This is a genomic window from Sphingomonas sp. AP4-R1, assembly GCF_013113735.1.
Classification (GTDB): domain Bacteria; phylum Pseudomonadota; class Alphaproteobacteria; order Sphingomonadales; family Sphingomonadaceae; genus Sphingomonas_I.
The window spans coordinates 1,068,716-1,091,348 of the sequence record NZ_CP053346.1 but is presented as its reverse complement, the minus strand read 5'-3'; the positions used below and the strand labels follow the sequence as shown (position 1 = coordinate 1,091,348).

24 protein-coding genes are annotated in these 22,633 nt (G+C 66.7%); 9 read left to right on the top strand and 15 right to left on the bottom strand.

Annotated features, from left to right (window positions below; all coding sequences use genetic code 11):
- Nucleotides 1-6: 6 nt before the first annotated feature.
- The 4 genes from pspC to HL653_RS05295 form a co-directional block, all read right to left on the bottom strand.
- The gene (gene pspC, locus HL653_RS05310) at nt 7-396 is read right to left on the bottom strand and encodes an envelope stress response membrane protein PspC (RefSeq protein WP_171743600.1); all 390 of its coding nucleotides are present in this window, start codon (nt 394-396) and stop codon (nt 7-9) included.
- 42 nt (nt 397-438) lie between these two features.
- Nucleotides 439-735: an envelope stress response membrane protein PspB gene (gene pspB, locus HL653_RS05305; RefSeq protein WP_171743599.1), complete on the bottom strand. Its 297-nt coding sequence runs from the start codon at nt 733-735 to the stop codon at nt 439-441.
- 1 nt (nt 736) lies between these two features.
- Nucleotides 737-1,417 (bottom strand): phage shock protein PspA, encoded by a 681-nt coding sequence (gene pspA / locus HL653_RS05300; RefSeq protein WP_171743598.1) that lies wholly within the window; start codon nt 1,415-1,417, stop codon nt 737-739.
- A gap of 116 nt (nt 1,418-1,533) precedes the next feature.
- Nucleotides 1,534-2,037 (bottom strand): energy transducer TonB, encoded by a 504-nt coding sequence (locus HL653_RS05295; RefSeq protein ID WP_171743597.1) that lies wholly within the window; start codon nt 2,035-2,037, stop codon nt 1,534-1,536.
- Between the two features lie 174 nt (nt 2,038-2,211).
- Here HL653_RS05295 and pspF point away from each other — a divergent pair, with 174 nt between their 5' ends.
- Nucleotides 2,212-3,255: a phage shock protein operon transcriptional activator gene (pspF, locus tag HL653_RS05290; protein WP_171743596.1), complete on the top strand. Its 1,044-nt coding sequence runs from the start codon at nt 2,212-2,214 to the stop codon at nt 3,253-3,255.
- A 155-nt stretch (nt 3,256-3,410) separates the two neighbouring features.
- Here pspF and HL653_RS05285 read toward each other — a convergent pair whose 3' ends face one another.
- Nucleotides 3,411-3,914 (bottom strand): outer membrane protein, encoded by a 504-nt coding sequence (locus HL653_RS05285; RefSeq protein WP_171743595.1) that lies wholly within the window; start codon nt 3,912-3,914, stop codon nt 3,411-3,413.
- A gap of 530 nt (nt 3,915-4,444) precedes the next feature.
- Here HL653_RS05285 and HL653_RS05280 point away from each other — a divergent pair.
- The 3 genes from HL653_RS05280 (at nt 4,445) to HL653_RS05270 (ending at nt 6,395) form a co-directional block, all read left to right on the top strand.
- Entirely contained in the window at nt 4,445-5,068 is a 624-nt protein-coding gene (locus HL653_RS05280) for a superoxide dismutase (protein ID WP_171743594.1), read from the top strand.
- 168 nt (nt 5,069-5,236) lie between these two features.
- A complete protein-coding gene (locus HL653_RS05275) occupies nt 5,237-5,668 on the top strand; it encodes a hypothetical protein (RefSeq protein ID WP_171743593.1) in 432 nt (143 codons plus the stop codon).
- A gap of 1 nt (nt 5,669) precedes the next feature.
- On the top strand, nt 5,670-6,395 hold the full coding sequence (locus HL653_RS05270) for a TorF family putative porin (protein WP_253717569.1): 726 nt from the start codon (nt 5,670-5,672) through the stop codon (nt 6,393-6,395).
- A gap of 75 nt (nt 6,396-6,470) precedes the next feature.
- On the opposite strand, the gene HL653_RS05265 is transcribed toward HL653_RS05270, so the two are convergent.
- Together HL653_RS05265 and HL653_RS05260 are read right to left on the bottom strand one after the other, a co-directional pair.
- Nucleotides 6,471-7,247, bottom strand: coding sequence for a M48 family metallopeptidase (locus HL653_RS05265; RefSeq protein ID WP_216599952.1), 777 nt, complete (start codon nt 7,245-7,247; stop codon nt 6,471-6,473).
- The gene (locus tag HL653_RS05260; protein WP_171743592.1) at nt 7,248-7,979 is read right to left on the bottom strand and encodes an alpha/beta fold hydrolase; all 732 of its coding nucleotides are present in this window, start codon (nt 7,977-7,979) and stop codon (nt 7,248-7,250) included.
- Nucleotides 7,980-8,079: 100 nt separating this feature from the next.
- Between HL653_RS05260 and HL653_RS05255 the strand changes: the two genes are divergently transcribed.
- The 3 genes from HL653_RS05255 to HL653_RS05245 all read left to right on the top strand — a co-directional run bounded on the left by HL653_RS05255 (nt 8,080) and on the right by HL653_RS05245 (nt 11,656).
- Entirely contained in the window at nt 8,080-9,711 is a 1,632-nt protein-coding gene (locus tag HL653_RS05255) for an ATP-binding protein (RefSeq protein ID WP_253717566.1), read from the top strand.
- Nucleotides 9,712-9,752: 41 nt separating this feature from the next.
- Entirely contained in the window at nt 9,753-10,943 is a 1,191-nt protein-coding gene (locus HL653_RS05250; RefSeq protein WP_171743591.1) for a DUF3667 domain-containing protein, read from the top strand.
- 221 nt (nt 10,944-11,164) lie between these two features.
- Complete coding sequence (locus HL653_RS05245) at nt 11,165-11,656, top strand: methylated-DNA--[protein]-cysteine S-methyltransferase (RefSeq protein WP_171743590.1); 492 nt, start codon at nt 11,165-11,167, stop codon at nt 11,654-11,656.
- Nucleotides 11,657-11,665: 9 nt separating this feature from the next.
- On the opposite strand, the gene HL653_RS05240 is transcribed toward HL653_RS05245, so the two are convergent.
- From HL653_RS05240 to HL653_RS05215, 6 genes are all read right to left on the bottom strand, one after another.
- Nucleotides 11,666-12,475, bottom strand: a complete 810-nt coding sequence (locus HL653_RS05240) for an SDR family NAD(P)-dependent oxidoreductase (RefSeq protein ID WP_171743589.1) — start codon at nt 12,473-12,475, stop codon at nt 11,666-11,668.
- 181 nt (nt 12,476-12,656) lie between these two features.
- Nucleotides 12,657-13,877 (bottom strand): glycosyltransferase family 4 protein, encoded by a 1,221-nt coding sequence (locus tag HL653_RS05235; protein ID WP_171743588.1) that lies wholly within the window; start codon nt 13,875-13,877, stop codon nt 12,657-12,659.
- Between the two features lie 3 nt (nt 13,878-13,880).
- Entirely contained in the window at nt 13,881-15,095 is a 1,215-nt protein-coding gene (locus HL653_RS05230; RefSeq protein ID WP_171743587.1) for a glycosyltransferase family 4 protein, read from the bottom strand.
- A 53-nt stretch (nt 15,096-15,148) separates the two neighbouring features.
- On the bottom strand, nt 15,149-16,159 hold the full coding sequence (locus HL653_RS05225; RefSeq protein ID WP_171743586.1) for an NAD-dependent epimerase/dehydratase family protein: 1,011 nt from the start codon (nt 16,157-16,159) through the stop codon (nt 15,149-15,151).
- Between the two features lie 132 nt (nt 16,160-16,291).
- Entirely contained in the window at nt 16,292-17,056 is a 765-nt protein-coding gene (locus tag HL653_RS05220) for a metallophosphoesterase family protein (RefSeq protein ID WP_171743585.1), read from the bottom strand.
- A 10-nt stretch (nt 17,057-17,066) separates the two neighbouring features.
- Nucleotides 17,067-18,494 (bottom strand): hypothetical protein, encoded by a 1,428-nt coding sequence (locus tag HL653_RS05215; RefSeq protein WP_171743584.1) that lies wholly within the window; start codon nt 18,492-18,494, stop codon nt 17,067-17,069.
- Between the two features lie 140 nt (nt 18,495-18,634).
- Here HL653_RS05215 and HL653_RS05210 point away from each other — a divergent pair, with 140 nt between their 5' ends.
- Together HL653_RS05210 and HL653_RS05205 are read left to right on the top strand one after the other, a co-directional pair.
- On the top strand, nt 18,635-18,904 hold the full coding sequence (locus HL653_RS05210) for a hypothetical protein (protein ID WP_171743583.1): 270 nt from the start codon (nt 18,635-18,637) through the stop codon (nt 18,902-18,904).
- Between the two features lie 3 nt (nt 18,905-18,907).
- Nucleotides 18,908-20,332: a hypothetical protein gene (locus tag HL653_RS05205; protein WP_171743582.1), complete on the top strand. Its 1,425-nt coding sequence runs from the start codon at nt 18,908-18,910 to the stop codon at nt 20,330-20,332.
- A 70-nt stretch (nt 20,333-20,402) separates the two neighbouring features.
- Here the strand turns inward: HL653_RS05205 and HL653_RS05200 are convergent, their stop codons facing one another.
- Both HL653_RS05200 and HL653_RS05195 read right to left on the bottom strand, forming a co-directional pair.
- Nucleotides 20,403-21,473: an acyltransferase gene (locus tag HL653_RS05200; protein ID WP_171743581.1), complete on the bottom strand. Its 1,071-nt coding sequence runs from the start codon at nt 21,471-21,473 to the stop codon at nt 20,403-20,405.
- Nucleotides 21,470-22,633: an acyltransferase gene (locus HL653_RS05195; RefSeq protein WP_171743580.1), complete on the bottom strand. Its 1,164-nt coding sequence runs from the start codon at nt 22,631-22,633 to the stop codon at nt 21,470-21,472. Before HL653_RS05195 ends, HL653_RS05200 begins: the two co-directional genes overlap by 4 nt.

The window sequence follows — 22,633 nt, the reverse complement described above, 5'->3', positions numbered from 1 at the left end:
AGCCGATCAGCGCAGCGCCTCGATCTCGTCCGCGAGGCGGCGATTCTGGCTGGTCACGTGCGTCTCCACATCGGCCAGACGGCGATCGATATCGCGGAAGCGGGCGCGCACATCGCGCACCGAATTGCCGGGCCGGGCGCGGACGCCCTGCCAGAATTTGCGATCCTCGCGATCCTGATATTCGAATTCGCGCGGCTTATCCTTCGCCAGCCAGGCGACGAGGAAATAAGCGAGCAGCTGGCCGCCGCCCATGAAGCCCGTGGCGAAACCGATCAGCACGAAGCCGACGCGGATCAGCAGCGGATCGATGCCCGTATAATCGGCGATGCCGGAGCAGACGCCCAGGAACTTGCCGTTGCTCTTGTCGAGATAGAAGCTGGTGCGGCTCGGTGTCATCTCGAGGTCCTTTCCTGTCTGGGGGGGGCGGCCGGGCGCGGCTCAGCGCTGGCGGCGGCGCTCCGCAATGCGATCGAACACATGATCGTCCTCGCGATCGTCCATCAGACGCTCGGTATCCGGACGGCGGAAATGGGGATTGTCGGCGGCGACGATGCGCTCGATCGTGGCCATGCGATCGTCCAGGCGGCGGGCGAGATCGTGCAGCTCATCGAGCAGTTTCTCATCCTCGATCGGCAGCGTGCCGGACTTTTTCCACTGGGTGACATAATGGAAGATCAGCCAGGGCAGCCCGATGAAGAGCATGCCGCAGATGAGAACCGGCAGAAGATCGCCCATCTCAACCCTCCTGATCGCTCAGGCGCGCGCGGGCGCGGGCCTTGAGCGCTTCCAGCTCGGCATCCACCTTGTCGGCGGAGCGCAGCTCGGCAATCTCTTCCTCCAGGCTCTTCTGCACGCCCAGCCCGGCGGCATCGGCCCGGCCCTCGGCCAGATCGACCCGGCGCTCGAGAACGTCGAAGCGGCTGAACGCCTCCTCCACCTTCTGGCCCGCATACATCTCACGCAGCCTGGTGCGATTGTGCGCCGATTCGAGGCGGGTCGCGATCGAATTCTGGCGGGTGCGGGCCTCGCGCAGCTTGTTCTGCAGCTTGGCGATGTCCGCCTCGCAGGCCGAAAGCGCCTCGTCGATCTGGGTGATCTCGTCCTTCAGCTGATCGGCCAGATCGCCGGCCTTCTGCTTTTCGACGAGCGCGGCCTTGGCCAGATCCTCGCGGCCCTTGGACAGAGCCAGCTCGGCCTTGTCGATCCAGCCGTCCTGCACCTGATCCAGCTTGGCGATCTGGCGGCGCATCTCCTTCTGATCGGCGATGTGCCGCGCGGCGGAGGCGCGCACCTCGACCAGAGTCTCCTCCATCTCGAGGATGATCATGCGGATCATCTTCGCGGGATCCTCCGCCCGATCGAGCAGATCGGTCATGTTCGCGGCGATGATGTCGCGCGTGCGGGAGAAGATGCCCATGATGAAATACTCCTTGAAACCAGTCTCGCGCGGCGGCTGCGTCGTTCGTGTCTTCCAGTCGCCCCACGATAGCGCCGGGGCCGGCCTAGGGGAAAGGGCCGACCCCGGCATCACCGTCACTTGGCGGTGACCTGAGTGCCGCCGATGCCGCCGGCATCGGCAAGGCGAACGCTCTTCAGATCGCTCTGCATCTCGTCGAGCTGACGGAAGCTGTCGGCGCGGCCGAAATAGAGGCGCATCGCCACCGTCTGCGGGCGACCCAGCGCCGATTCGGGCAGCGGCGGATATTTGATCGAGCCCGCGACCTGCAGCGCGTGACGATTGACCTTCCGGTTGCCGGACGAACGCGCGATCTCGGCACCGGCATAGTCGCCCTGCGGGGTGAAGCGGACGGCGAGGACGGCCTCGGCGCGCTTGCCCGCGTCCATCTTGAGCGAGAAGCTATCCCGGCGCCCGGCGATCTGGTCTTCGACCTTGTCCTGCCAGGCCGCGATCGAGCCGGGCACGGTGGCGGCACCGGCCGGGGCGACCGCGGCGGTGACGCAGGTGACGGTCAAAGCCATCGCGCCGAAAGCGGAAAAAGCGAGGCGTTGGGCGTTGGGGTTTGTGAACAGAGACATCGCAAAAACTCCCACCTTGAACATTGGCACACCGTGTTCCGGTGTCGGACAATGCTTTGCAGAAGGCGTGCCAATTCCTCATTTTATTGATTTTGTTGTGTAATCCTAAAATGCGCCCACCGAGGCTCATCGAATCTCTTGCCAACAAGTGGCAAAATTCGCCAAATTGCCGGAATGGACCGCGACGTTCAGTTCATCGGCCAGTCCTCGGCCTTTCTCGACGCGGTCGAACGCGCGAGCCGGGCGGCCGCGCTCAACCGGCCGGTGCTGGTGATCGGCGAACGGGGGACGGGCAAGGAACTGGTGGCCGAGCGCCTCCATCGCCTGTCCGGCCGCTGGTCCGGCCCGCTCGTGACGCTCAACTGCGCGGCGCTGCCCGAGACGCTGATCGAGGCCGAGCTGTTCGGCCATGAGGCGGGCGCCTTCACCGGCGCCACCAAGGCGCGCGCCGGCCGCTTCGAGGAAGCCGACGGCGGCACGCTCTTTCTAGACGAACTCGCCACGCTGAGCATGGGCGCGCAGGAGAGGCTGTTGCGCGCGGTGGAATATGGCGAGGTGACGCGCATCGGCGCGAGCCGGGCGATCCGTGTCGACGTGCGCATCGTGGCCGCGACCAACGAACATCTGCCGAAGATGGCGGAAGAAGGCCGCTTCCGTGCCGATCTGCTCGATCGCCTGTCCTTCGAGGTGATCACCCTGCCGCCCCTGCGCGCGCGCGAGGGCGACGTGCCCGTGCTGGCCGAGCATTTCGGGCGGCGCATGGCGACGGAGATCGGCTGGGATCGCTGGCCCGGCTTCTCGGGAAAGGCGGCCGAGGCGCTGCAGACCTATGGCTGGCCCGGCAATGTGCGCGAGCTTCGCAACGTGGTGGAGCGCGCCGTCTATCGCTGGGAGGATGAGAGGCGCCCGATCGAGGAGATCAGCTTCGATCCCTTCGCCTCGCCCTGGCGGCTGGCGGCGCTGAAGCCCGCGACGGCGATCGTGCCGGCCGAGCCGGCGGCACTGAGCGAACCGGCCGTGGTCGCCACGGCGATGCCCTCCGTCGACTGCGACGATCTGCGCGCCGCCTGCCATGCTTATGAGCGGATGCTGCTGGAAGCGGCGCTGGCACGCTGCCGCTACAATCAGCGCCAGACCGCTTTGGCCTTGAAGCTGACCTACGATCAATTGCGCCATGCCTTGCGGCGGCATGATCTGCTGGAAAAGGCGCCGGGCTAGAGCAACGCCACCTGCGAATAGAGCGCTCGCCATAACGGACGCCAAATACGCCAACGCCCGGCCGGCAGCGGGGGCTGCCAGCCGGGCGCTTTCGTCTTCATCCGTCAGGCCATCGGCGGATGCACCTCGGCGCCGCCACCTCCGGCTTTCAGGATTTAGAAGCGGACGCCGACGCCCACGATGCCCGCGTCGCGGCCACCGAAGTTGTTCTCATACTCGGTGCGGCGATATTCGGCCGAGATGTAGTAACGCGGCGTGATCGCATATTCGAGACCGCCACCGAAGCGCACGCCCTCGAGGTTGGTGTGGCTGCCCGCGACGTCGATGCGGGTCGTGTCGTAGCCGACCTTCGCGAAGCCCAGGATCTGCGGGGTCAGGACGTAGCCGACGCGGCCCGAGATGGCGAGATCGCGCGAGGCGTGGACATCACCGAACTTGGTGGTCGAATCCTCGAGCGAAGCCTCGGCGCCGATCGTGATCTTGGGGGCGATGGCATAATCGTAGCCGAACGAACCGCCATAGGTGAAACCGTCGCGGCCATGGGTCTTGTCATAGCCGAGCGTCGCACCGATGCGGGCGCCGGTGAACGGCGCGGCGTCCTGCGCGAACGCGGGAGCGGCAACGGCCATGGCGGCTGCGGCGACGAGAAGATAGCGCATATTCAACTCCATTCAGTCGCGTGGTCGGCGGGTGGGGAAAACGATGCCAACGACGCGGGGCGGCGCCATTGGGCGCCGGAACCTGAATGTCACATAAACGTCATACGGCCTGTTGCATGAAAACACCGCCTCGACGCGATGCGATCAATCGGGTCTTGAAATCATCATGGCATGCCCCACGCACAGAGGAGCGCGAGTGCGGACCTGAACAGGCTGAAAGCCGCGCCCCGTGTGGAAGAGCCTTTAGATACGCTTGATTGCAACTGTGCATGCAGCATTAGCATCTTGCCTGCCGCATTTTGATTTGGCGCAAAATCGATTGGCGCTGTTCATAAACGCTATTGGCTGCAACCCGCTGGAGGCCATCGACGTACGAGTCGCTTCGGCGGCGAAAGGATCGGGGGCCGGCGGGGCGCCCGAGGGGCTCGCCCGACGCCCATCTGCTAACGACTCGCAACAGTCGATTTCGTGGTGACCTTTGCCGCCAAGCGGCGTTAGGGGCGCTCGACACCCAGCCAGGAGATGCAGTCATGGCCTTCGAACTTCCGCCGCTTCCCTTCGACAGCTCGGCTCTCGACCCCTACATGTCGGCGGAGACCTTCGAATATCACCACGGCAAGCATCACAAGGCCTATGTCGACAAGGTCAACGGCTGGATCGACGAGAAGAAGCTCGGCGGGCTGAGCCTGATCGACGTGACCAAGAAGGCGAAGGAGACGGGCGACAAGGGCCTGTTCAACAACGCCGCCCAGATCTGGAACCACACCTTCTTCTGGAACTGCCTGGCGCCCGCCGGCCAGGCGCCGACCGGCATCCTCGCCGAGAAGATCACGGCCGCCTTCGGCTCGACCGACGAACTGCTGAAGAAGCTGGCCGCCGAGGCCGTCGGCCATTTCGGCAGCGGCTGGGCGTGGCTGGTGCTGGAGGGCGACGCCCTGAAGATCACCTCCTACCACGATGCCGACACGCCGATCGTGTATGAAGGCGTGAAGCCGCTCCTGACGCTCGATGTGTGGGAGCATGCCTATTACATCGACTATCGCAACGCGCGTCCGAAGTTCGCGGACACGGTGCTGGCGAACGTGATCAACTGGGATTTCGTCGGCCAGAATCTCGACGGCAACGGCGCCAGCCGCGCCGATCAGGAGCAGTAAGCTCCGGCCGCAAGGCCTGAAATCGCGAGGCCCGGCTTCCGATCGGAGGCCGGGCCTTGTCGTATCCGGCATCAAAACTCACCGATGCGACATGATGAGGACATGCGGCCACACCATCTCGGCTCGGGCGTACGGGCAGCATAGCCCGGCGTTCGCAGGAGACCTGAGATGAGCATCCTCATGATCACCGCCCTGGCAGCGGCGATGGCAGGCACACCGCCCGCCACCCATCTTTCCCACACGATCCATCACCAGCATCAGGGCCGCAATGTGACCGCGACCTATGAGGGCGTGACCAACATCGCGCTGAAGCAGCGCGGCATGGCCAGCGCACCGGGGCGGATGAGCACCCAGATCTGTGACTGGAATGCCAACATCCATGTGTCGCGCACGCCGCCCGGCAGCGAGCCCACCCCGCTCGGCAGCCGCACGGTGCTGAGCGGGTTGCGCGCGGGCGATTGCCTGACCGTCGCCTCCGGCATCGAGCGCGACGTGGCGCGCCGCAACGCCACGTTGAGAGACCATGTCGTGACGGTGGCGGAAGCGGACGGCCCGGTTGTGGCTACCAGCATCGCGGTGGCCGGCGGCGGATCGGAATAAGGTGATCGCCGCCGCCCGCACGATTCTGGCTCTCGCAATCCTATGCCTGCCGGTGGCGGCCCGTGCCGCCACGGCCACCTTCGAGGCCGGATCGGACGAGCGGCGGCGAGGCCTCAGCTGGAGTGGAGGAAAAGCCGCTGCGCGAGCGGCGCTCGCGATCGATCCCTCCCCGGCCTTCCGGCTGGATGCCGCCGCGACAACGCTCCGGGGCGCGGCGCGCCATGGCGGCGCCGATGCCGGATTCGATCTCGGCGCCTCATGGCGCGCGCAAACCGGCGCCATCCGTCTGGATGCGGGCATCGTCGGCCACCTCTTCGCCGGCGGTTCGGGCCCGCTCGATTATGCCGAGGTGCAAGGCGGCATCGGCACCAGCCTTGGCCCGGCCTCCCTTGATCTGTCCGCCAGCTACGCACCACGGCAGAAAGCGATCGGCGGCGACAATCTCTATCTGGCGGCTCAGGCGCGCGTGGCGATCCTGGGCACGCCTTTCTCGGCGACCGGCGGCATCGGCCATTCCTCCGGCGACGTGAGCAAGGCCGCCCGCGCCGATCGGCTGCGCCCCGGCGGCGCCTATTTCGACTGGCAGCTCGGCATCGAGCATGCTCGCGGGCCGATCACGGTGAGCCTGCTCTATGTGGGTAACGACATACGGGCGTCGGATCGGGATACACCCGCGACCAGCGCGGCTGGCGATACCGTGCTGGTCCGCCTCGGCCTCTCTCTTTGAACGAACGAACATGTGGGCGCGAGCGGCTCCCCCTGGTTCGTCATTGCGAACGGCACGAACAGCGATGATCGGAGATCACTTCTTCGGCGGGTCGTCCGCCTGAGCGGCCAATTCCTCCAGTTGCGCCGCCGCCGCCTGCCCGGCCGGATCGCCGGGCGCGAGCTTCTTCGCGCGTTCCCACGCCACTTTCGCGGCGGAATCGGCGCCCGCCATGATCGCGATATTGCCCGCCTCCAGCGCCACCGCCGCCGCATCGGGCGCGAGCTTGGCGGCCTCCGATATGTCGCGCGAGGCGCGCTCCAGATCGTCCTGACGCCGCGCCAGCGTGGCCGAGAGCAGCCAGGCGAAAGGATCGTTCGGCACCAGCTTCAGCGCGCGATCGATATCGATGCGCGCGGCCGCCGGATCGTTCAGCCCGACATTGGCGCGGGCCCGATCCAGCCACGCCTCGCCCTGCATCACCTCCGTCAGGCCCGGCAGCTTCAGCGCGCGATCGATCGCGGTGCGCGCCAGTTGCGGATCGTCGCCCGCCAGCGCCGCATTGCCCGCCTGCGTCCACAGCAGCACGGCGCGCGGATCGTTCGCGGATTCGGCCGCCGTGCCCGCGCGCACGAAGGTGGCGGCGGCGGCATTCCAGTCGCCATCCGCGCCCTGGGCCAGCCCGAGACAGTGACGCGAGGGCAGATTGTCCGCCTGTTTCGCCCACTCCGTCGCCTCGCTCAGTGCGCGCGGCACATCGCTCTTGGTGAGCGCGACGCAGGCGTTGAAGCGCGCCGTATCGTCGCCCGGAAGCTTCGCCAGCGGCGTGGGGGACGTGCCGGCAGCGGCGGCGAGAAGGAAAAGAAGGATCACTCAGCTCTCGATCAGGCGGGCGACCGTCTGCACCAGCAGATCCAGATCCTGCGGGCGCGACAGGCGATGATCGCCGCCCTTGACCAGAATCGTCTGCACATCGTCTGAACGCAGCGCCCGGCCCAGCCGGAACGAGATCGAGGGTGGCACGTCGGGATCGTCCAGACCGTGGAGCAGGCGGACGGGGCCATCATAGGCGATCTCATCATCGAGCAGCAGCAGCGCCTGCCCGCTCTGCCACAAAGGCAGCGTGGTGATCATCGGCGTGGGGGAATAAGGCGATTCCTCGACCAGCAGGCCATCCTCGGCCAGCGTCTGCCGCATCGCGTCGTCAAAACCCCATTCGGTGAAATCGGGCGCGGCGGCGATGCCGACGAGGCCCGCGACGCGATCCGGCCGGGCGACGGCGGCGAGCAGCATCTGCCACCCGCCCATCGAGGAGCCGACCAGCACCAACGGCCCGACGGTGACATTATCGATCAGACCCAGCACGTCCTCATGCCAGCTCGCCAGCGTCTGTTCGGCGAACACGCCCTCGCTCTCGCCGCAGCCGGCATAATCGAGGCGCAGCATCGCGTGGCCGCGCGCCATCGCCCACGCCTCCAGCGCGAGCGCCTTGCCGCCGTTCATGTCGGACATGTAGCCCGGCAGGAACACGATCGTCGGGCCCGTGCCGGGGCGGTGATGATAAGCGAGGGAGGGCTTGCCATCTCGGATTAAATAATCGGCCATGTGCCCGCTTTATCGCCGGGCGCGGGCCGCCGCCACGCCTCTCCGCCGGCGCGGACCTCGTCAGGAGCGTCTTAAGCTTTCGCGGCTATGGGCTGGGGGCATGACGATGATGGATCTCCGCCTGACCGCCGCCTCCGACGGCGCCATCGAAATCGGCCGGGTTCTGGAGATTTCCGGGGCCGGCGCGCGCGCGACGCTGGACGCCGCCATGCTGGCGACGCTCGGCCAGGCGGGACCCGCCCAGCCCGGCGCGATCGGCAGCCACCTGAAGCTGCCCGTCGGCACCAACTGGGTGATCGCGCAGGTGAGCGCGCTGCGCCGCGAGGAAGCGGACAGCGACCTGATCGTGGCCAATCTGGATTTCGTGGGCGAGGCCGATGCCGACGGCGTGAGCTTTCGCCGCTTCCGGCGCGGCGTGAGCCACCTGCCTTTGCCCGGCTGCCGCCTCTATGCGACGAGCGAGGCGGATCGCATCGCCATCTTCGCACCCGACGAACGGCCGCACATCACGTTCGGCCGGATCCATTCGGCGGGCGAGGCGCGCGCGGCTTTCTATATCGACGGGCTGCTCGGCCGCCATTTCGCGATCCTCGGCTCGACCGGCACGGGCAAATCCTCCGCCGCGGCGCTTCTGCTCCACCGCATCTGCGAGCGGGCGACGAATGGCCACGTGCTGATGATCGATCCGCACGGCGAATATGGCGCCTCCTTCGCGGGAGCCGGCGCGGTGTTCGACGTGACGAGCCTCGCCCTTCCCTATTGGCTGATGAATCTGGAGGAGCATGCCGAGATCTTCGTGACGGCGCGCGGCCCCGAGCGTCAGATCGACATCGACATCTTCGCCAAATGCCTGCTCGCCGCACGCGCGCGCAATCGGGCGTCGGAGGGCATCGCCCGGCTCACCGCCGACAGCCCGATCCCCTATCTCCTCTCCGATCTGGGCAACATCCTCTCGGCCGAGATGGGCAAACTGGACAAGGGCGGCACGGGCATCGGCCCCTATCTGCGGCTGAAGGCGCGGATCGACGAGCTGAAGGTGGATCCGCGCTACGCTTTCATGTTCTCCGGCATGATGGTGGGCGATACGATGCAGGCGGTGCTGCAGCGCCTGCTGCGCCTGCCCGCCGACGGCAAGCCGATCGCGATCGTCGATCTCTCCGCCGTGCCGTCCGAGATCACGCCGGTGCTGGTGGCGCTGCTGGCGCGGCTGGTGTTCGATCATGCGCTCTGGTCGCGCGGAGCCGATGCCCGGCCCGTTCTGCTCGTGTGCGAGGAGGCGCATCGCTACATTCCGGCCGATGCCATGTCGCCCGCGCGCCGCATTCTGGAGCGGATCGCCAAGGAAGGCCGCAAATATGGCGTGTCGCTCGGCCTGATCTCGCAGCGGCCGTCCGATCTGGCCGAGGGCGTGCTTTCCCAGTGCGGCACGATCGTCTCGATGCGGCTGAACAACGACAAGGATCAGGCGCATGTCCGCTCGGCCGTGCCCGAGGGCGCGCGCGGGCTGATCGACGCGATCCCGGGCCTGCGCAATCGCGAGGCCGTGGTGGTGGGCGAAGGCGTCGCGCTGCCGATGCGCGCGGTGTTCGACGATCTGGAGCCGGAGAAGCTGCCCGCTTCGTCCGATCCCTCGTTCGCGCTGGGCTGGCAGGTGGCGGCCGAGGAGCCCGCACGGCTGGCGCGCACGATCGCCCGCTGGCGCGCGCAGGGCCGCCTGCCCGGCACCGACTGACCCCCCTCGACGGAACGCGACCGCTTCGGCATCATCGCCCCATGACCGAGGGGGCGGACACGATCGGGGACCTGGCGACGGCCGGCCTGCTGGCGCGCGAAGTGGAGCGCGCACGGCTGGGCGAGCCCGCGGTGGGACATGACGTGCACGAGCCCTGCGCCAATTGCGGCACGGTGCGCGAAGGGCCCTATTGCCACGTCTGCGGGCAGGCGGGGCATGTCCATCGCAACCTGATGGCGCTGGTCCACGATCTCGCCCACGGCGTGTTCCATTTCGAGGGCAAGATCTGGAACACGCTGCCGATGCTGGCGCTGCGGCCGGGCGAGCTGACCAAGCGCTATGTCGCGGGCGAGCGCGCCAAGTTCGTCTCGCCCATCGCCTTGTTCCTGTTTTCCGTCTTCCTGATGTTCGCGGTCGTCTCCAATCTCGGCGGGCATGGCGCCAAGGCGAAGGCGGAAGCGACCAAGCAGGGCGTGGCCTCCGAGATCGTGAAGACGCGCGTGAAACTGGACAAGACGCGCCGTTTGCTCGCCGAGGAAACCGACCCCGACGATCGCGCCCGGCTGACCGAGAAGATCACCGATCTGACCGCCGAGGTGGCCGCGCTGCGGGCGATCGAGACGCACGGGCTGGCGGGCGTGGGCAAGGCGGCGGTGGAGGCCAGCCGCGCCGCCGCCGACCCGCAGGCCGCCCGGAAAGCGGCGGAAGTGGCGGCCAAAGCCGCCGGCACGACGCCGGTCGCGGGCAAGGCCGCCGAGGGCGCGGCGGACCATGCCAGCGAGGCGCCGAGCCCGGTGACGCAGATCCCCTATGTGGGCGGGCTGCTGGCGCATGCGGCCGATAATCCCGAACTCGTCGTCTACAAGATGAAGAATTACGCCTACAAATATAGCTGGGCGCTGATCCCCATCTCCGTGCCCTTCATCTGGCTGCTCTTCTGCTTCCGCCGCGACGTGGGCCTCTACGATCACGCCATCTTCGCGATCTACTCGCTCTCCTTCATGTCGCTGGCGGTGGTGGTGCTGGCGGTGCTGGGCCGGATCGGCCTGTCCGGCGCGATCATCCCGCTGATCGCGATGATCGTGCCGCCGATCCACATCTACCGGCAGTTGAAGGGCGCCTATGATCTCAGCCGCTTCAGCGCGCTGTGGCGCACGGCGGCGATGCTGGTGATGACGACGATCACGCTGAGCCTTTTCACCTCCTTCGTCTTCTATCTGGGCAGCGACTGACCCCGCTTTGAGCGCAAGCGGCGGGAGGCGGAGAGCGGCCCGCGCTGCTAAATCGCTCGACGTTCGACGATGCCCTTCTTTTTCCGTTCGCACTGAGCCTGTCGAAGTGCCGTTCTTCTCCTCACGCTGAAAGAACAAGGACGGTGCTTCGACAGGCTCAGCACGAACGGGTTTTAAGGGGCATCGCATCGCCCCCAAAGGCGGAAAGCCGGAGACATTCGATGACCTACGCTTTCACAACAATGCCCTCGCCCGTCGGCACGCTGACTCTGGTGGCGAGCGACAACGGGCTCGCCGCAATCCTGTGGGAGGATGACCGGCCGGGCCGCGTGACGCTCGGCGCGATGGAGGAGCGGCCCGACCATCCCGTGCTGATGGAGACGGAGGCGCAGCTGCGCGACTATTTCGCCGGCACGCGCACGCGCTTCGATCTGCCGCTGGATGCGATGGGCACCGATTTCCAGAAGCGCGTGTGGGAGCAGCTGCTCGCCATCCCGTTCGGCGAGACGCGCACCTATGGCGAGATCGCACGCGCGATCGGATCGCCCAATGCGGTGCGCGCGGTGGGAGGCGCCAACGGCCGCAACCCGCTTTCGATCGTCGCGCCGTGCCACCGCGTGATCGGCGGCAACGGCACGCTCACCGGCTTCGCCGGCGGGCTGGAGGCGAAGCGCTACCTGCTGGCGCACGAGGGGCTGGAACTGGCCCTCTGAGGCCGCACCTCAGCTTTTCAGGAAGGCGGCGAAGGCATCCTGATAATCGGGATGCCAGCGCGACAGAGCGGGGCGATTCTCGATGATGTCGCCCATCGCCCAGGCCATGCGCTTCTCGTCAGTGTCGCGCGTGACGTCATTGTCCGGGCAGAGGATGTAGAAGTCGCCCGCCGCCATCCGTTCGAACAGAAAATCCGCTACCTGATCGGCGGTCCACGCGGCGTCCGGCTTTTCGGCCCGCGCTGTCATGCCGGTGAAGGTGAAGCCGGGGATCAGCAGATGCGCGCCGATGCGGTCCCCCGCCCCCTCGCGCAGGCTGTGCGCCAGCCCCTCCGTCAGCGCCTTCACGGCCGACTTGCTGACATTGTAGGCGGTGTTGCCGGGCGGCTGGGTGATGCCCTGCTTGGATCCGGTGTTCACGACGATGCCCGGTGCGCCGCTCGCGATCATGGCGGGGACGAACGCCTGGATCCCGTGCAGCACGCCCATCAAATTCACGCCGAGCACGTCCGCCCAGATATCGGCGCCGCCCAGCGCATCGGCACCGCCCGCGATCGCGGCATTGTTCATCAGGAACGAGACGGGCCCGAAGCGGGCGTGGATATCGGCCGCCAGCGCCTCGACCGCTCCGCGATCCGACACATCGGCCACGAAGCCCTCGGCGCCCGCCAGCTCACGGGCGCGCTCCAGCACCGTATCGGATCGATCGACGAGGCACACGGTGAGTTGCCGAGCCGCGAGCCGCCGGGCCACGGCGAGGCCGATCCCGCCGGCCGCGCCCGTCACGATCGCCACATTGCCCGCCGAAAGTGCGCTCATTGCTTGTCTCCTGAAATCCGGCGCACGGCATCGCCGCGCACCGCCGCATCGCGCCATCATAACAGGCGAGCGCGGGTTCGTTTCATCCCGCTTCTTCGCGCACCGAACCCGGAACAAAGGCAGCGGGACCCCGGCTCAAGGCCGGGGTGACGAAGAAGAGGAGCCGAGGTCGATCCGGGGCCTAGGCCGCCGCGGAGAGGGTCTTCCCACGGCTCGCCAGTGCGCCCTGATACAGATCCAGATATTTGTTCGCGACGGTGCTGGGCTGTGTCTGCGACAGGACCAGCTCGAAGCGATCGAAGGTGAGGCCGTCGCGGCCGCGCTCCACAATCGGCGCCATGCGCGCGGCCATGTCGGCCGGATCATGCGCGTCGTACAGCCAGTCCTTATTCTCTTCGCCGATCAGCTCGGGAATGCCGCCGGAGCGCGCGCCGAGCGACGGCACGCGCATCGCGCAGGCCTCCAGGATCGTGCGCGGCAGCGGCTCCGCCCACAGCGACGGCACGATCAGCACATCGATCGCCTCGAAGAAGTCCTTCGGATCCATGAAGCCGGCAAACGTGACAGGCATGCCCGCCGCGAGCGCCTCGAACCGGGGCATGTCGGCGGGCGCCTTGCCGGCGATGATCGCCTCCCAGCCGCCGGCGGGCAGAAGGCGCAGCGCCTCCAGCATCGTATCGACACCCTTTTCCGCCGAGATGCGGCCGAGATAGCCGAAGCGCAGCGGCCCTTCGAGCCGGGGCTTCACATAATTGGCCCCCGCCCCCTTCACGATCGCCGGATTCCAGATGACGCGGCGATAATTCCTGTCGACGTGGGAGAAATATCCCTCGTCCAGATGCGTATCGAGGATCTGCCGACCGACGCTGGCGACCGCCCCGACCGCGCGATGGCGCATGAGCTTGTCGAGCGTCAGCACCTTGCACTTCACGTGGCGCGAGGCGCAGGTCTTGCCGTTCTTGAACATGCCCGAATTGGTGCAGAGCAGCTCATAATCGCGGATCGTGTGCGCCACCGGAATGCCGCGCTTGGCGGCTTCGGTCCAGAGCAGGCTGCTGACCTCCACCATCGAATGGCTGTGGAGGATATCCGGCTTGAAATCGTCCAGCACCGCGCCGAAGCGGCCGGCGAGCGCGGTGTTGAAGGGCTGCTTGAGCTTGGCGACCGTGCGCGCGGCGCGGCCATGCTCCTCGACATCCTCCATCCAGAAATCATTGCCGTGCGCCATGCGATAGACGCTGACGTCGTTGCGCTCCGTGCGCGCGACCGTCTCGCGATTGAGGCAGGCGGCGCCGACCGTGTGGCCGAGCGCGACCTGCGCCTCCGCCAGCAATTCGACCGAGCGCTCCGCTCCGCCGACGATATGGGGCGGATACAGCGTACTGAGATGAAGGATCCGCACGATTTACTCCGCAGCAACACGATCAGAGAGAAGGCCTTCGTAAAGGCCGAGATAGGAGCCCACCATCTTCTCGGGCGAGACCTGATCCAGCAGCCCGCCGAAGGTGGCGGCCGAGGGCAGCGCCTGCCGCCCGCGCGCCATGATCTCGGTCATGCGCTGGGCGAGCGCGGCGGGATCGTCCGCCTTCACCACCCAATCGCTGCCGAGGCCGCTCTTGGTGACAAGCTCGCACACCGCGCCATGCGCCGTGCCCAGCACGGGCACGCCGCGCGCCAGGGATTCGACCACGGTGAGGCCGAACGGCTCGCGCCAGACCGAGGGGACGACCAGCACGTCCAGCGTATCCATGAAGGCCGACGAATCCACGAAGCCGCAGAATTCGATCGGGAGGCCCCTGGCGCGCTCCTCATAATCATTCTCGCCCGGCGCCTTGCCCGCGATCCGCAGCGTCCAGCCCTCGGCCGGAAGCAGGCGGCAGGCCGCGAGCAGCACGTCGAGCCCCTTTTCGGGGACGAGGCGGCCGATGAAGCCGAAGGTGAACGGGCCCTGCCGCGCCGCGCGCTCGGCGATGGCATCATGACGAGTGACGCGCGCGCCGTTCCAGATCACCGACAGGCGATCGGGCGAGACACCCGCCAAAGCGCCGCGCGTGACATGTTCGTCCAGCACCGCTTCCGACACGCCGACCACGGCATCGAACAGCGAGGCGTAGGTCGCCTTCCAGCGCGACGCATATTCGCAGGCGGCGCGACGGGTGACGCAGTTGCGGCCATTGTTGAACAGGGTCGCGCGCAGGCAGACCATGTCATAATCGTGGAGCGTGTGGACCAGCCGCGCGCCGGCATTCTTCGCGCGCTGCCAGGCGAGCGGCGAGAAGGTGACCATCGAGTGCGAATGCACGACGTCCGGCTTCACCTTGCGGGCGATCCTGCCGAAATCGGCGGCCGAGCGGAAATTGAAGGTCGTGATCGCCTTGTTGATCATCCGGAGCGGGCCGGATTTGAACGGCACGTCATCGATCCAGTAGAGATTGGAATTGGCGATCGGATAGGTCTTCACGCCGTGACGCTCGCCCTCCGGCTGCGCCTCGGGCACGATATAGGCGACGCTCACGTCATGCCCCTCGCGCGCCTGTCCTTCCGCGAGCATCTCGACGACGCGCTCGGCACCGCCCACGAGGTGCGGCGGGTAAAGGGAACTGAGATGAAGGATCCGCACGCTAAACTCTCCTCACACGGCCTGCCGCGACTGTAGCGAACCGGTTTGACCGGTCAGTTGCGGGCCGACGCGCGATAGCCCTTGAACCATTCGACGAAGATCGGAATGCCGACGGAGATCGGCGTGGTCGGCCGGAAGCCGAGATCCTCGCGGATCGCGGTGAGATCGGCATAGGTGGCAGGCACGTCGCCCGGCTGCATCGGCTTCTCGATCCGGATCGCCTTGCAACCGCAGCTCTCCTCGATCAGCCCGATCATCGTCTCCAGCTGCTCGGCCTGGTTGTTGCCGATATTGTAGAGCCGGTGCGGCGAGACGCTGCCGCCCGCCTTGGCTGCGCCGTCATCCGGCGGCGGATTGTCGAGCGCGGCGATGATGCCCGTCACGATATCGTCGATGAAGGTGAAATCGCGGCGCATGTTGCCGCCGTTGAACACCTCGATCGGCACGCCCGACAGGATCTTGTCGGTGAAGCCCCACACGGCCATGTCCGGCCGGCCCCACGGGCCATAGACGGTGAAGAAGCGCAGGCCCGTCTGCGGGATGCGATAGAGATGCGCGTAGGTTTCGCTCATCAGCTCGTCCGCCTTCTTGGTGGCGGCATAGAGCGAGATCGGGAAATCCACGCGCTGCTCGACCCGGAAGGGCAGATCCGGGCTGGTGCCATAGACCGACGAGGACGAGGCATAGACGAGATGGTCGACGCGCCGGGCGCGGGCCAGCTCGAGAATGTTCACATGGCCGGCGAGATTCGACGCGACATAAGCGCGCGGATTGGTGAGCGAGTAACGTACGCCCGCCTGCGCGCCGAGATGGACGATGCTGTCGATATCGGTCGCGCCCAGCGCCGCATCCAGCGCCTCGTGATCCGAGAAATCGAGATGGTGAAACGTGAAGCGATCGGCGCCGCCGTCCGCCACGATCGCATCCAGCCGATCGCGCTTCAGCTGGACCGGATTATAATCGTTCAGATTATCGATGCCGACGACGGTGTCACCGCGCGCCAGCAGGCGTCGCGCCACATGGCTGCCGATGAAGCCTGCCACGCCGGTTACCAGAATACGCATGGTCCCACCCCACCTTACTTTGGTTAAGGCTGTCCTCACCCAAGACAGGCGGCGCCGCAAGCCCTCTTTGCTGCGACTGCGAACAAAACCGTCATACGCGCGATGCGCCGCCGCGCCGGAACGACCAATGCCTTATGCCGCGTTTGCGAGTTGCGCCGGGAATATGCGCGGTTCCGGTCGGCCGGTTTCGATCAGGCGGACGGTATCGCCGCAGAAGGACGCGGCCGTCAGCCGGCCCGAAATATAGCCGCCGCTGTCGAGACAGAGCCGGCCGGGGGCACCATAAGCCTCGCCCTTGGGCGTGTGGCCGTGGACGACCAGCCACGGATCGGTGCGCTCGGCCTCCAGAAACTCGCGGCGGATCCAGAGCAGATCGCGCTTGCTCTGCTGATCCAGCGCGACGCCCGGCCGGATGCCGGCATGGACGAACAGGATCTGGCCGAGCGAGATGGTCAGTTCCAGCCCTTCCAGAAAGGCGCGATGCTCGGGCGGGACGGCGGCCACCAGCGCCTTGCGTCGGGCGGACCAGGCGGCACGGCTCTCCTCGGCGGGCGGCGCCACGCCATAGGATTGCAGCGTCGCCGCGCCGCCATGCCGGCTCCAGCCGAGCCCGCTCACCTGCCCGTCGAGATAATCGAGCATCGTGTCTTCGTGATTGCCGAGCAGGAAGCGCGATTCGAACGCGGGATCGCGCCGGAACTCCAGCAGCAGATCGATCACCTGACGCGACTGGGGCCCGCGATCGACATAATCGCCGAGGAAGATGGCCAGCGTGGGCTCCGCGCCCGGCGCCTGCCGCGCGCGATCGGCGCGGATCTGATCGAGCAGGCGGGCGAGCAGATCGGCGCGCCCGTGAATATCCCCGATCGCGTAAACCAGACGATCGACTAACGCCAAGACGACATCCTCACACGGCCACCGCCGGGCCCGGTTCCGCCAGCCCGGAGACGCTGCCGCTTTCGGACGACGAGCGGCGACGGCGGACGCGCTTTTCGTCCCGCACGACGAACATCGTCGACAACATCACGCAGGTGATCGGGTTGAGCGCCGTCAGCAACGTGCCCTCGAACGAGAACCAGATCGCGATCACGAAGGCGAGCTGCTTGCTGGGCGCCTTGTCGAACAGGCACGTCAGATAGAAAACGTAGAAGAAAATGCCTTCGAGCAGGCCATATTCCACCGTGGTCTTGGCGATCGGCCACCAGAAGGTGTTGCCGCCCGCCTCGATCTGGCCCGCGCCCGCGCCACCATAGACGCCGTGCGGATCGATCAGCGCGATGCGGATGCGATCCAGCGGCGCGATGAAGCGCGAATTGGCGCTGCTGCCCGTCTCCTGAAACTCGCCGAAGCGGTGCGCGACCAGATCGAACCAGTGCAGCTCCAGCGCGACGAACAAGGCGAAGAAAGCGGTGGCGAGCATGATCGCGAACACGCGCGTGTTCATGCGGCTGAAGATGATCGGCAGGCTCACCAGCAGCAGCACCAGACCCGTGCCCGCGAACGTCGCCAGCAGGGTGGCACCGAAGAAGACGGCGCGCTGGACGCGCTGGAAATAGAGCAGCTCGATGATCAGCGCGAACGTGATGAACTGCGAGAGGATCGACACTTCGAGGAAAGCGATCCCCGAAGGCTTCATCAGATTCAGCCCCCATTCGATCGGCTGGATGTAATTGAATTCCGGAATGAGCAGGCTCGGCGGCAGCAATTTGTCCAGATTGGGCCAATATTGCCACCCGATGCTGATCTGGATCGCATGCTGCGCCCACACGATCCCGGCGAAGACGAGCATCACCGTGCAGAAGAAATCGAGACAGCGCCGGTAGGTGGCGCGCGTCGTATCGAACGCGACCAGGAAGGGCAGATAGAGCGCGTAATAGAGCGCCATGCTGCCCAGCGAATATTTCGGCGCGAACAGCACATTGCTGAGCGTCGATAGCGTGACCAGCGCCAGATAGAGGATCGCCCGCTCCGGCCGGAAGACCGGGCGCGCGAACAGCACGCCGACGCCGAGCGCCACATAGGCGACCGGCAGGATGATCGGGATGATGAAGGCCTTGCTCGGCACATAGCCGATCTTCTGGAAGACGGTGAGGCAGATCATCAGCACGGCGAAGACGCCGAAGACGATATTCTGCTGCGTGGTCGTCACCGGATCGAGCGCGCCGGCATCCTCGCCCGAACGGGAGGACCGGCTGCCGCGCGCGCTGCCCGAGGATCCGCTGCCCGACCCGCTGCGCCCCGAACCGCCGCTGCGCCGGCGGCGCGTGGGCGAGCCAGACGGATCCAGCGCCAAAGGTCCATCCATCCGGCTGCTCGAATCGCTCAGTTCGGCCAACGCCGGAGTCCTTCAGGTTACTCAATGTCCTGACGAAAATCGCAGATGCCCCGCTCTTTGTCCACCGATCACGGAAAGCGCTTTCCTACAAAAGGAGAAGGAACATAAAGAGAACACGCAATTCGAAGGGAGCTTTGCACATGCCAATCGATGCCTTTGCGAATTTTACCGATTCCGCCTCCGCACCGGCGCTCGCACCCTATGCTGTCACCCCCAGCGACAGCGTCGCGCTGCCGATCGTGCCGCGCGGCCTGTATGTGGGGACCGGCGGCGACGTGACGCTGCGCGGGATCGGCGGCGCCGCCGACGTGACCTACCGCAACCTGCCCGACGCGAGCTACATCGCGGTGCGCGCCGCGTATGTGCGCGCGACCGGCACGACCGCCACCGATCTGGTCGCGGAGGCCTGAACGATGACGCGAACCTCCGGCGCACTCGGCGGCATCAGCGACAGCAGCCTCGCCGCTCGCGGCCTCGCCTTCGGCACCCCCCTCACCCGGCCCGAGGGCTTCACCTACGCGCGCAGCCTCTTCCCGTTCGACTTCTGGCGTGACGCCACCGGGCGCGTGCGCACCAATTTCGATCGCCGCGCCTGGGCGCCGACGCCCGACGTCACCCCCTGGACCAACCCGACCACCTATCATGTCGACATCAACCGGGCCGACGACACCGGCGACGGCCTGAGCTGGGCCACGGCCAAGAAATCGATCGTCGCCGCGATCCAGGCGGGCAATGCGGGCACGGCGCCCTACATCGTCAACGTCCGCGCCGGCACCTATCCGGCCCCCAACGGACTGGGCGCCGGATCCACCCCGACCAAGGCCTGCGCGCTGATCGCAGTGGGCGGCCGCGTCGATACGGGCCTGTTCGGCACCCCGGCCTGGTCGCTCGACACGGGCACCACCTACAAGGCGACGCAGGCGGACGTGCGCCGCGTGATCGATCTGGCGACCGTGGACCAGGATGGGCTCCGCCCGGATCTGGCCTTCGCGACGAGCCTGGCCGCGTGCCGCGCGACGCCGGGATCGTGGTGGACCGACAATGCCATCGTCTACGTCAACCGGGCCGACGGCGCGGCGGTCACCAACGCCAACAGCCGCGCGCTGCAGATGACGGGCAATGCGGCCGTGATGCGCATGTCCGGCGGCGGCAACATGTTCGTCAGCGGCTTCGACCTTTCGGGCGGGTTCACGCCGCTGATCCTGCAATCCGCCGCCGCCTATCGGTTCGTGGCCGAGGACTGCACCTTCCGCTATTCCGCCGGCGACGACGGTATCGTCACCGCCGCGAAGAATATCGCCAGCGGCGGGGCGAGCATCTTCGACGTGCTGGGCGCCGCCTTCCTCCGATGCGATGCGAGCGGCAACCAGTCGGACGGGTTCAACAGCCACATTGCGGGCGGCAATCAGGCGTTCGTGTTCACGATGGACTGCACCGGCCTCAACAATGGCCGGCCGGGATCGACCAGCAACAACGCCTTCACCACGCACGACGGCGGCAAGTGGATCGATCTGCGTGGCGTGGGCGCGCGCAACGCGGGCGCGAACGTGGCCATCGCCAATGACGGCACGGCGATGTGGTGCATCGACACCTTCTGCTACGCAAGCAGGGGCGATATCGCGCTGGGCGGAAGCGTGCAGCCCAGCGACTTCATGGTCAATCTCGCGGAGAGCGCGGGCGGATCGAAGCTGTTCCTGGAGAATTGCGCGGCAGCCAGCTCGCAATATTCGATCACCGCCCGGTTCGGTGCAGTCTACATGCGCGGCGGCAAATTCCCGAAGGCGCGATCGGTGACGAACGGCGGGGTCGTCGCCGCTTTCAGCGGACAAACTGGCTGACAAGGACGGCCGCCCGCGCGCCCGGCGTGGCGGGCGGGCGCGTCTTCCCGGCGATCCGCCATCGAACCGTTCAGGCCGAGACCATGGACGGGGCCGCCGACGTGCGCGGGGCCCGGCGCAGCAGCGCGATGATGCGCTTTTCGAAGCCCTCGTGATAGGCGATCCCGCTGCCCACGGCGACGACGGCCATCAGCACGAACAGCAGCGGATCGGTCACATGCGGCCTCAGCTTCATCGCGACTTTCGCGGACAGCGAAACCACCGGATAATGGATCAGGTAGATCGAATAGGATGCCGCGCCGAGATATTGCAGCGCCCTCGGCACCGCGATGGGCCGCCGCGATTCCCACGCGACCAGGCCATAGACGATCAGCGCCGCCCCCAGCCCGAAAAAGGTGGAATCCCAGAACAGCAATCCCTCACGCGCCGGATGATCCGCGCACACTTTCAGGCGCCACAGGAAAATGGCGGCCCCGATCGCGCAGGACGGCCATGCGAAGCGCAGCGCCATGGTGCGCGACGCAAAGGCGATCGCCGCCCCCGCCACGAACATCAGCGGATAAGGTGAGACGAAAAAGCCCGCGATGCCGCTGACGGATACCGCATAGCTGAGCAGGCTGAGGCCGATGAGGATCGCGAAGCCGCTGATCCCGAGCGCACGCTTCCACAGCAGGAGCGCGAACAAGGCATAGAACAGCACCTCGTATCGCAGCGTCCATTCGACCGCGAGGATCCGATCCTCGCTGATCGGGGTGATCGCAAAGGCGGCCACGACATCCACGAGCGACACCGGGCCGCTCCACTGAAGCGCCGTGACGAAATAGACGGCGGGGGCCAGCACCAGCAAAATCCCCCACAGCGCCGGATAGAGCCGCACGAAGCGCTTCCACAGGAAGGTCCGGGTGACGGCCGCCTTATCCGGGCTGCGGAGATCCGCATAATGGGCGCTGACGATCACGAAACCGCTGAGGACGAAGAAGAATTCGACGCCGGAGAAGCCGCCGGCGAACCAGCGCGCGACATGATGGCCGAAATATTTGGGCTGTGACGTCGTGATATCGATGTGGAACAGCACCACGGCCAGCGCCGCGAAGAAGCGGCCCGCCTCCAGCGAGAGATATTTCCGCCGCGTCCCGGTCACGCGCGGATATCCGCATGCCGATCGCGCCCGATCGCGCGCCACCGTTGCATCAGCCGGTGCCCGATCTTCACCGACGGGCGCTCGACGAACTCGAACACGAACGTCGCGATCAGCATCGACAGCGCCGACGCGAACAGCAGGATCACGAGCGCGCCCTCCCACCAGGGCAGCGCGAAGCCGATCGGCCGGCCGAGCCTGAGCAGCAGGCCGTGGAACAGATAGAAGGAATAGCTGATCCCGCCGAGATACAGCGTCACGCGGTTGGCGAAGGCGCGCTGCGTGACGCAATAGAAGAACAGGGCATAGCCGACATAGATGCCCGCGACGCCCGCGAACCACGGCTCGACCTCCGGCGTCTTCGAATAAGCGAACCAGGAGATGGCGACCGCGAGGATCAGGGCGAGGCCGACGATCGGCCCGAGCAGACGCCGCGCCAGCGCATCGCCTTCCAGCATCGCCAGCCGCGTGATCATGCCGATATGCATCGCGGCGAGGAAATTGATGTAGCCCACCGGCAGCGGCGCATGCGGGTGGTGATAGCGGACGAAGGCGGCGGCCAGCGCGAGGCCCAGCAGGCCGATCGTCGTGGCGACGAGAAAGCGCGCCGAGCGCAGCACGCCGAACAGGAACCAGAGCGCGCAGCAGCCGTAAAAGGCCATCTCGATGAACAATGTCCAGTAAGCGCCGATCACGTCGGGCTGGCGCAGCGCGAACTGGAGCATCGTGACGTTGGCCAGCACCTGCTTCAGCGGGAAATGGATGAGGCCGAGCGCGGGCAGCAACGTGACCGAGATCAGCAGCGACAGCCAGTAAGCCGGATAGAGCCGGAAGAAACGCGAGATGGCGAAGGCGCCCAGCGCGCGCGGTTCCTTCAGGCTGAACGGCACGACGAAGCCGCTGATCAGGAAGAAGGCGATCACGCCCGCCCGCCCGAAATTGAAGAAGGAGAAGCTGATCGCGTCCGCCCAATGGCGAAACCACAGCGGCGCGCCGGGATGCACGGCGACGATTTCCAGCGTGTGCTGGATCATCACCAAAACGGCGGCGATGCCGCGCAACGCATCGATATGGCCGAGACGCCCTACCTTGCTGCCTTCGGGCGGCGGCATGGTGAATTCGCCGGAAGCCACCGCTGCGCCGTGATGGGCCGTCGCCGCCAT

Coding starts and splice junctions, on each gene's coding strand:
- HL653_RS05250 (WP_171743591.1), top strand. CDS start 9,753: ATGACCGAGGGGGCGGACACGATCGGGGACCTGGCGACGGCCGGCCTG.
- pspA (WP_171743598.1), bottom strand. CDS start 1,417: ATGGGCATCTTCTCCCGCACGCGCGACATCATCGCCGCGAACATGACC.
- pspB (WP_171743599.1), bottom strand. CDS start 735: ATGGGCGATCTTCTGCCGGTTCTCATCTGCGGCATGCTCTTCATCGGG.
- HL653_RS05295 (WP_171743597.1), bottom strand. CDS start 2,037: ATGTCTCTGTTCACAAACCCCAACGCCCAACGCCTCGCTTTTTCCGCT.
- HL653_RS05255 (WP_253717566.1), top strand. CDS start 8,080: ATGACGATGATGGATCTCCGCCTGACCGCCGCCTCCGACGGCGCCATC.
- HL653_RS05275 (WP_171743593.1), top strand. CDS start 5,237: ATGAGCATCCTCATGATCACCGCCCTGGCAGCGGCGATGGCAGGCACA.
- HL653_RS05260 (WP_171743592.1), bottom strand. CDS start 7,979: ATGGCCGATTATTTAATCCGAGATGGCAAGCCCTCCCTCGCTTATCAT.
- pspF (WP_171743596.1), top strand. CDS start 2,212: ATGGACCGCGACGTTCAGTTCATCGGCCAGTCCTCGGCCTTTCTCGAC.
- HL653_RS05245 (WP_171743590.1), top strand. CDS start 11,165: ATGACCTACGCTTTCACAACAATGCCCTCGCCCGTCGGCACGCTGACT.
- HL653_RS05225 (WP_171743586.1), bottom strand. CDS start 16,159: ATGCGTATTCTGGTAACCGGCGTGGCAGGCTTCATCGGCAGCCATGTG.
- pspC (WP_171743600.1), bottom strand. CDS start 396: ATGACACCGAGCCGCACCAGCTTCTATCTCGACAAGAGCAACGGCAAG.
- HL653_RS05285 (WP_171743595.1), bottom strand. CDS start 3,914: ATGCGCTATCTTCTCGTCGCCGCAGCCGCCATGGCCGTTGCCGCTCCC.
- HL653_RS05205 (WP_171743582.1), top strand. CDS start 18,908: ATGACGCGAACCTCCGGCGCACTCGGCGGCATCAGCGACAGCAGCCTC.
- HL653_RS05195 (WP_171743580.1), bottom strand. CDS start 22,633: ATGGCGGCGACGGCCCATCACGGCGCAGCGGTGGCTTCCGGCGAATTC.
- HL653_RS05210 (WP_171743583.1), top strand. CDS start 18,635: ATGCCAATCGATGCCTTTGCGAATTTTACCGATTCCGCCTCCGCACCG.
- HL653_RS05280 (WP_171743594.1), top strand. CDS start 4,445: ATGGCCTTCGAACTTCCGCCGCTTCCCTTCGACAGCTCGGCTCTCGAC.
- HL653_RS05240 (WP_171743589.1), bottom strand. CDS start 12,475: ATGAGCGCACTTTCGGCGGGCAATGTGGCGATCGTGACGGGCGCGGCC.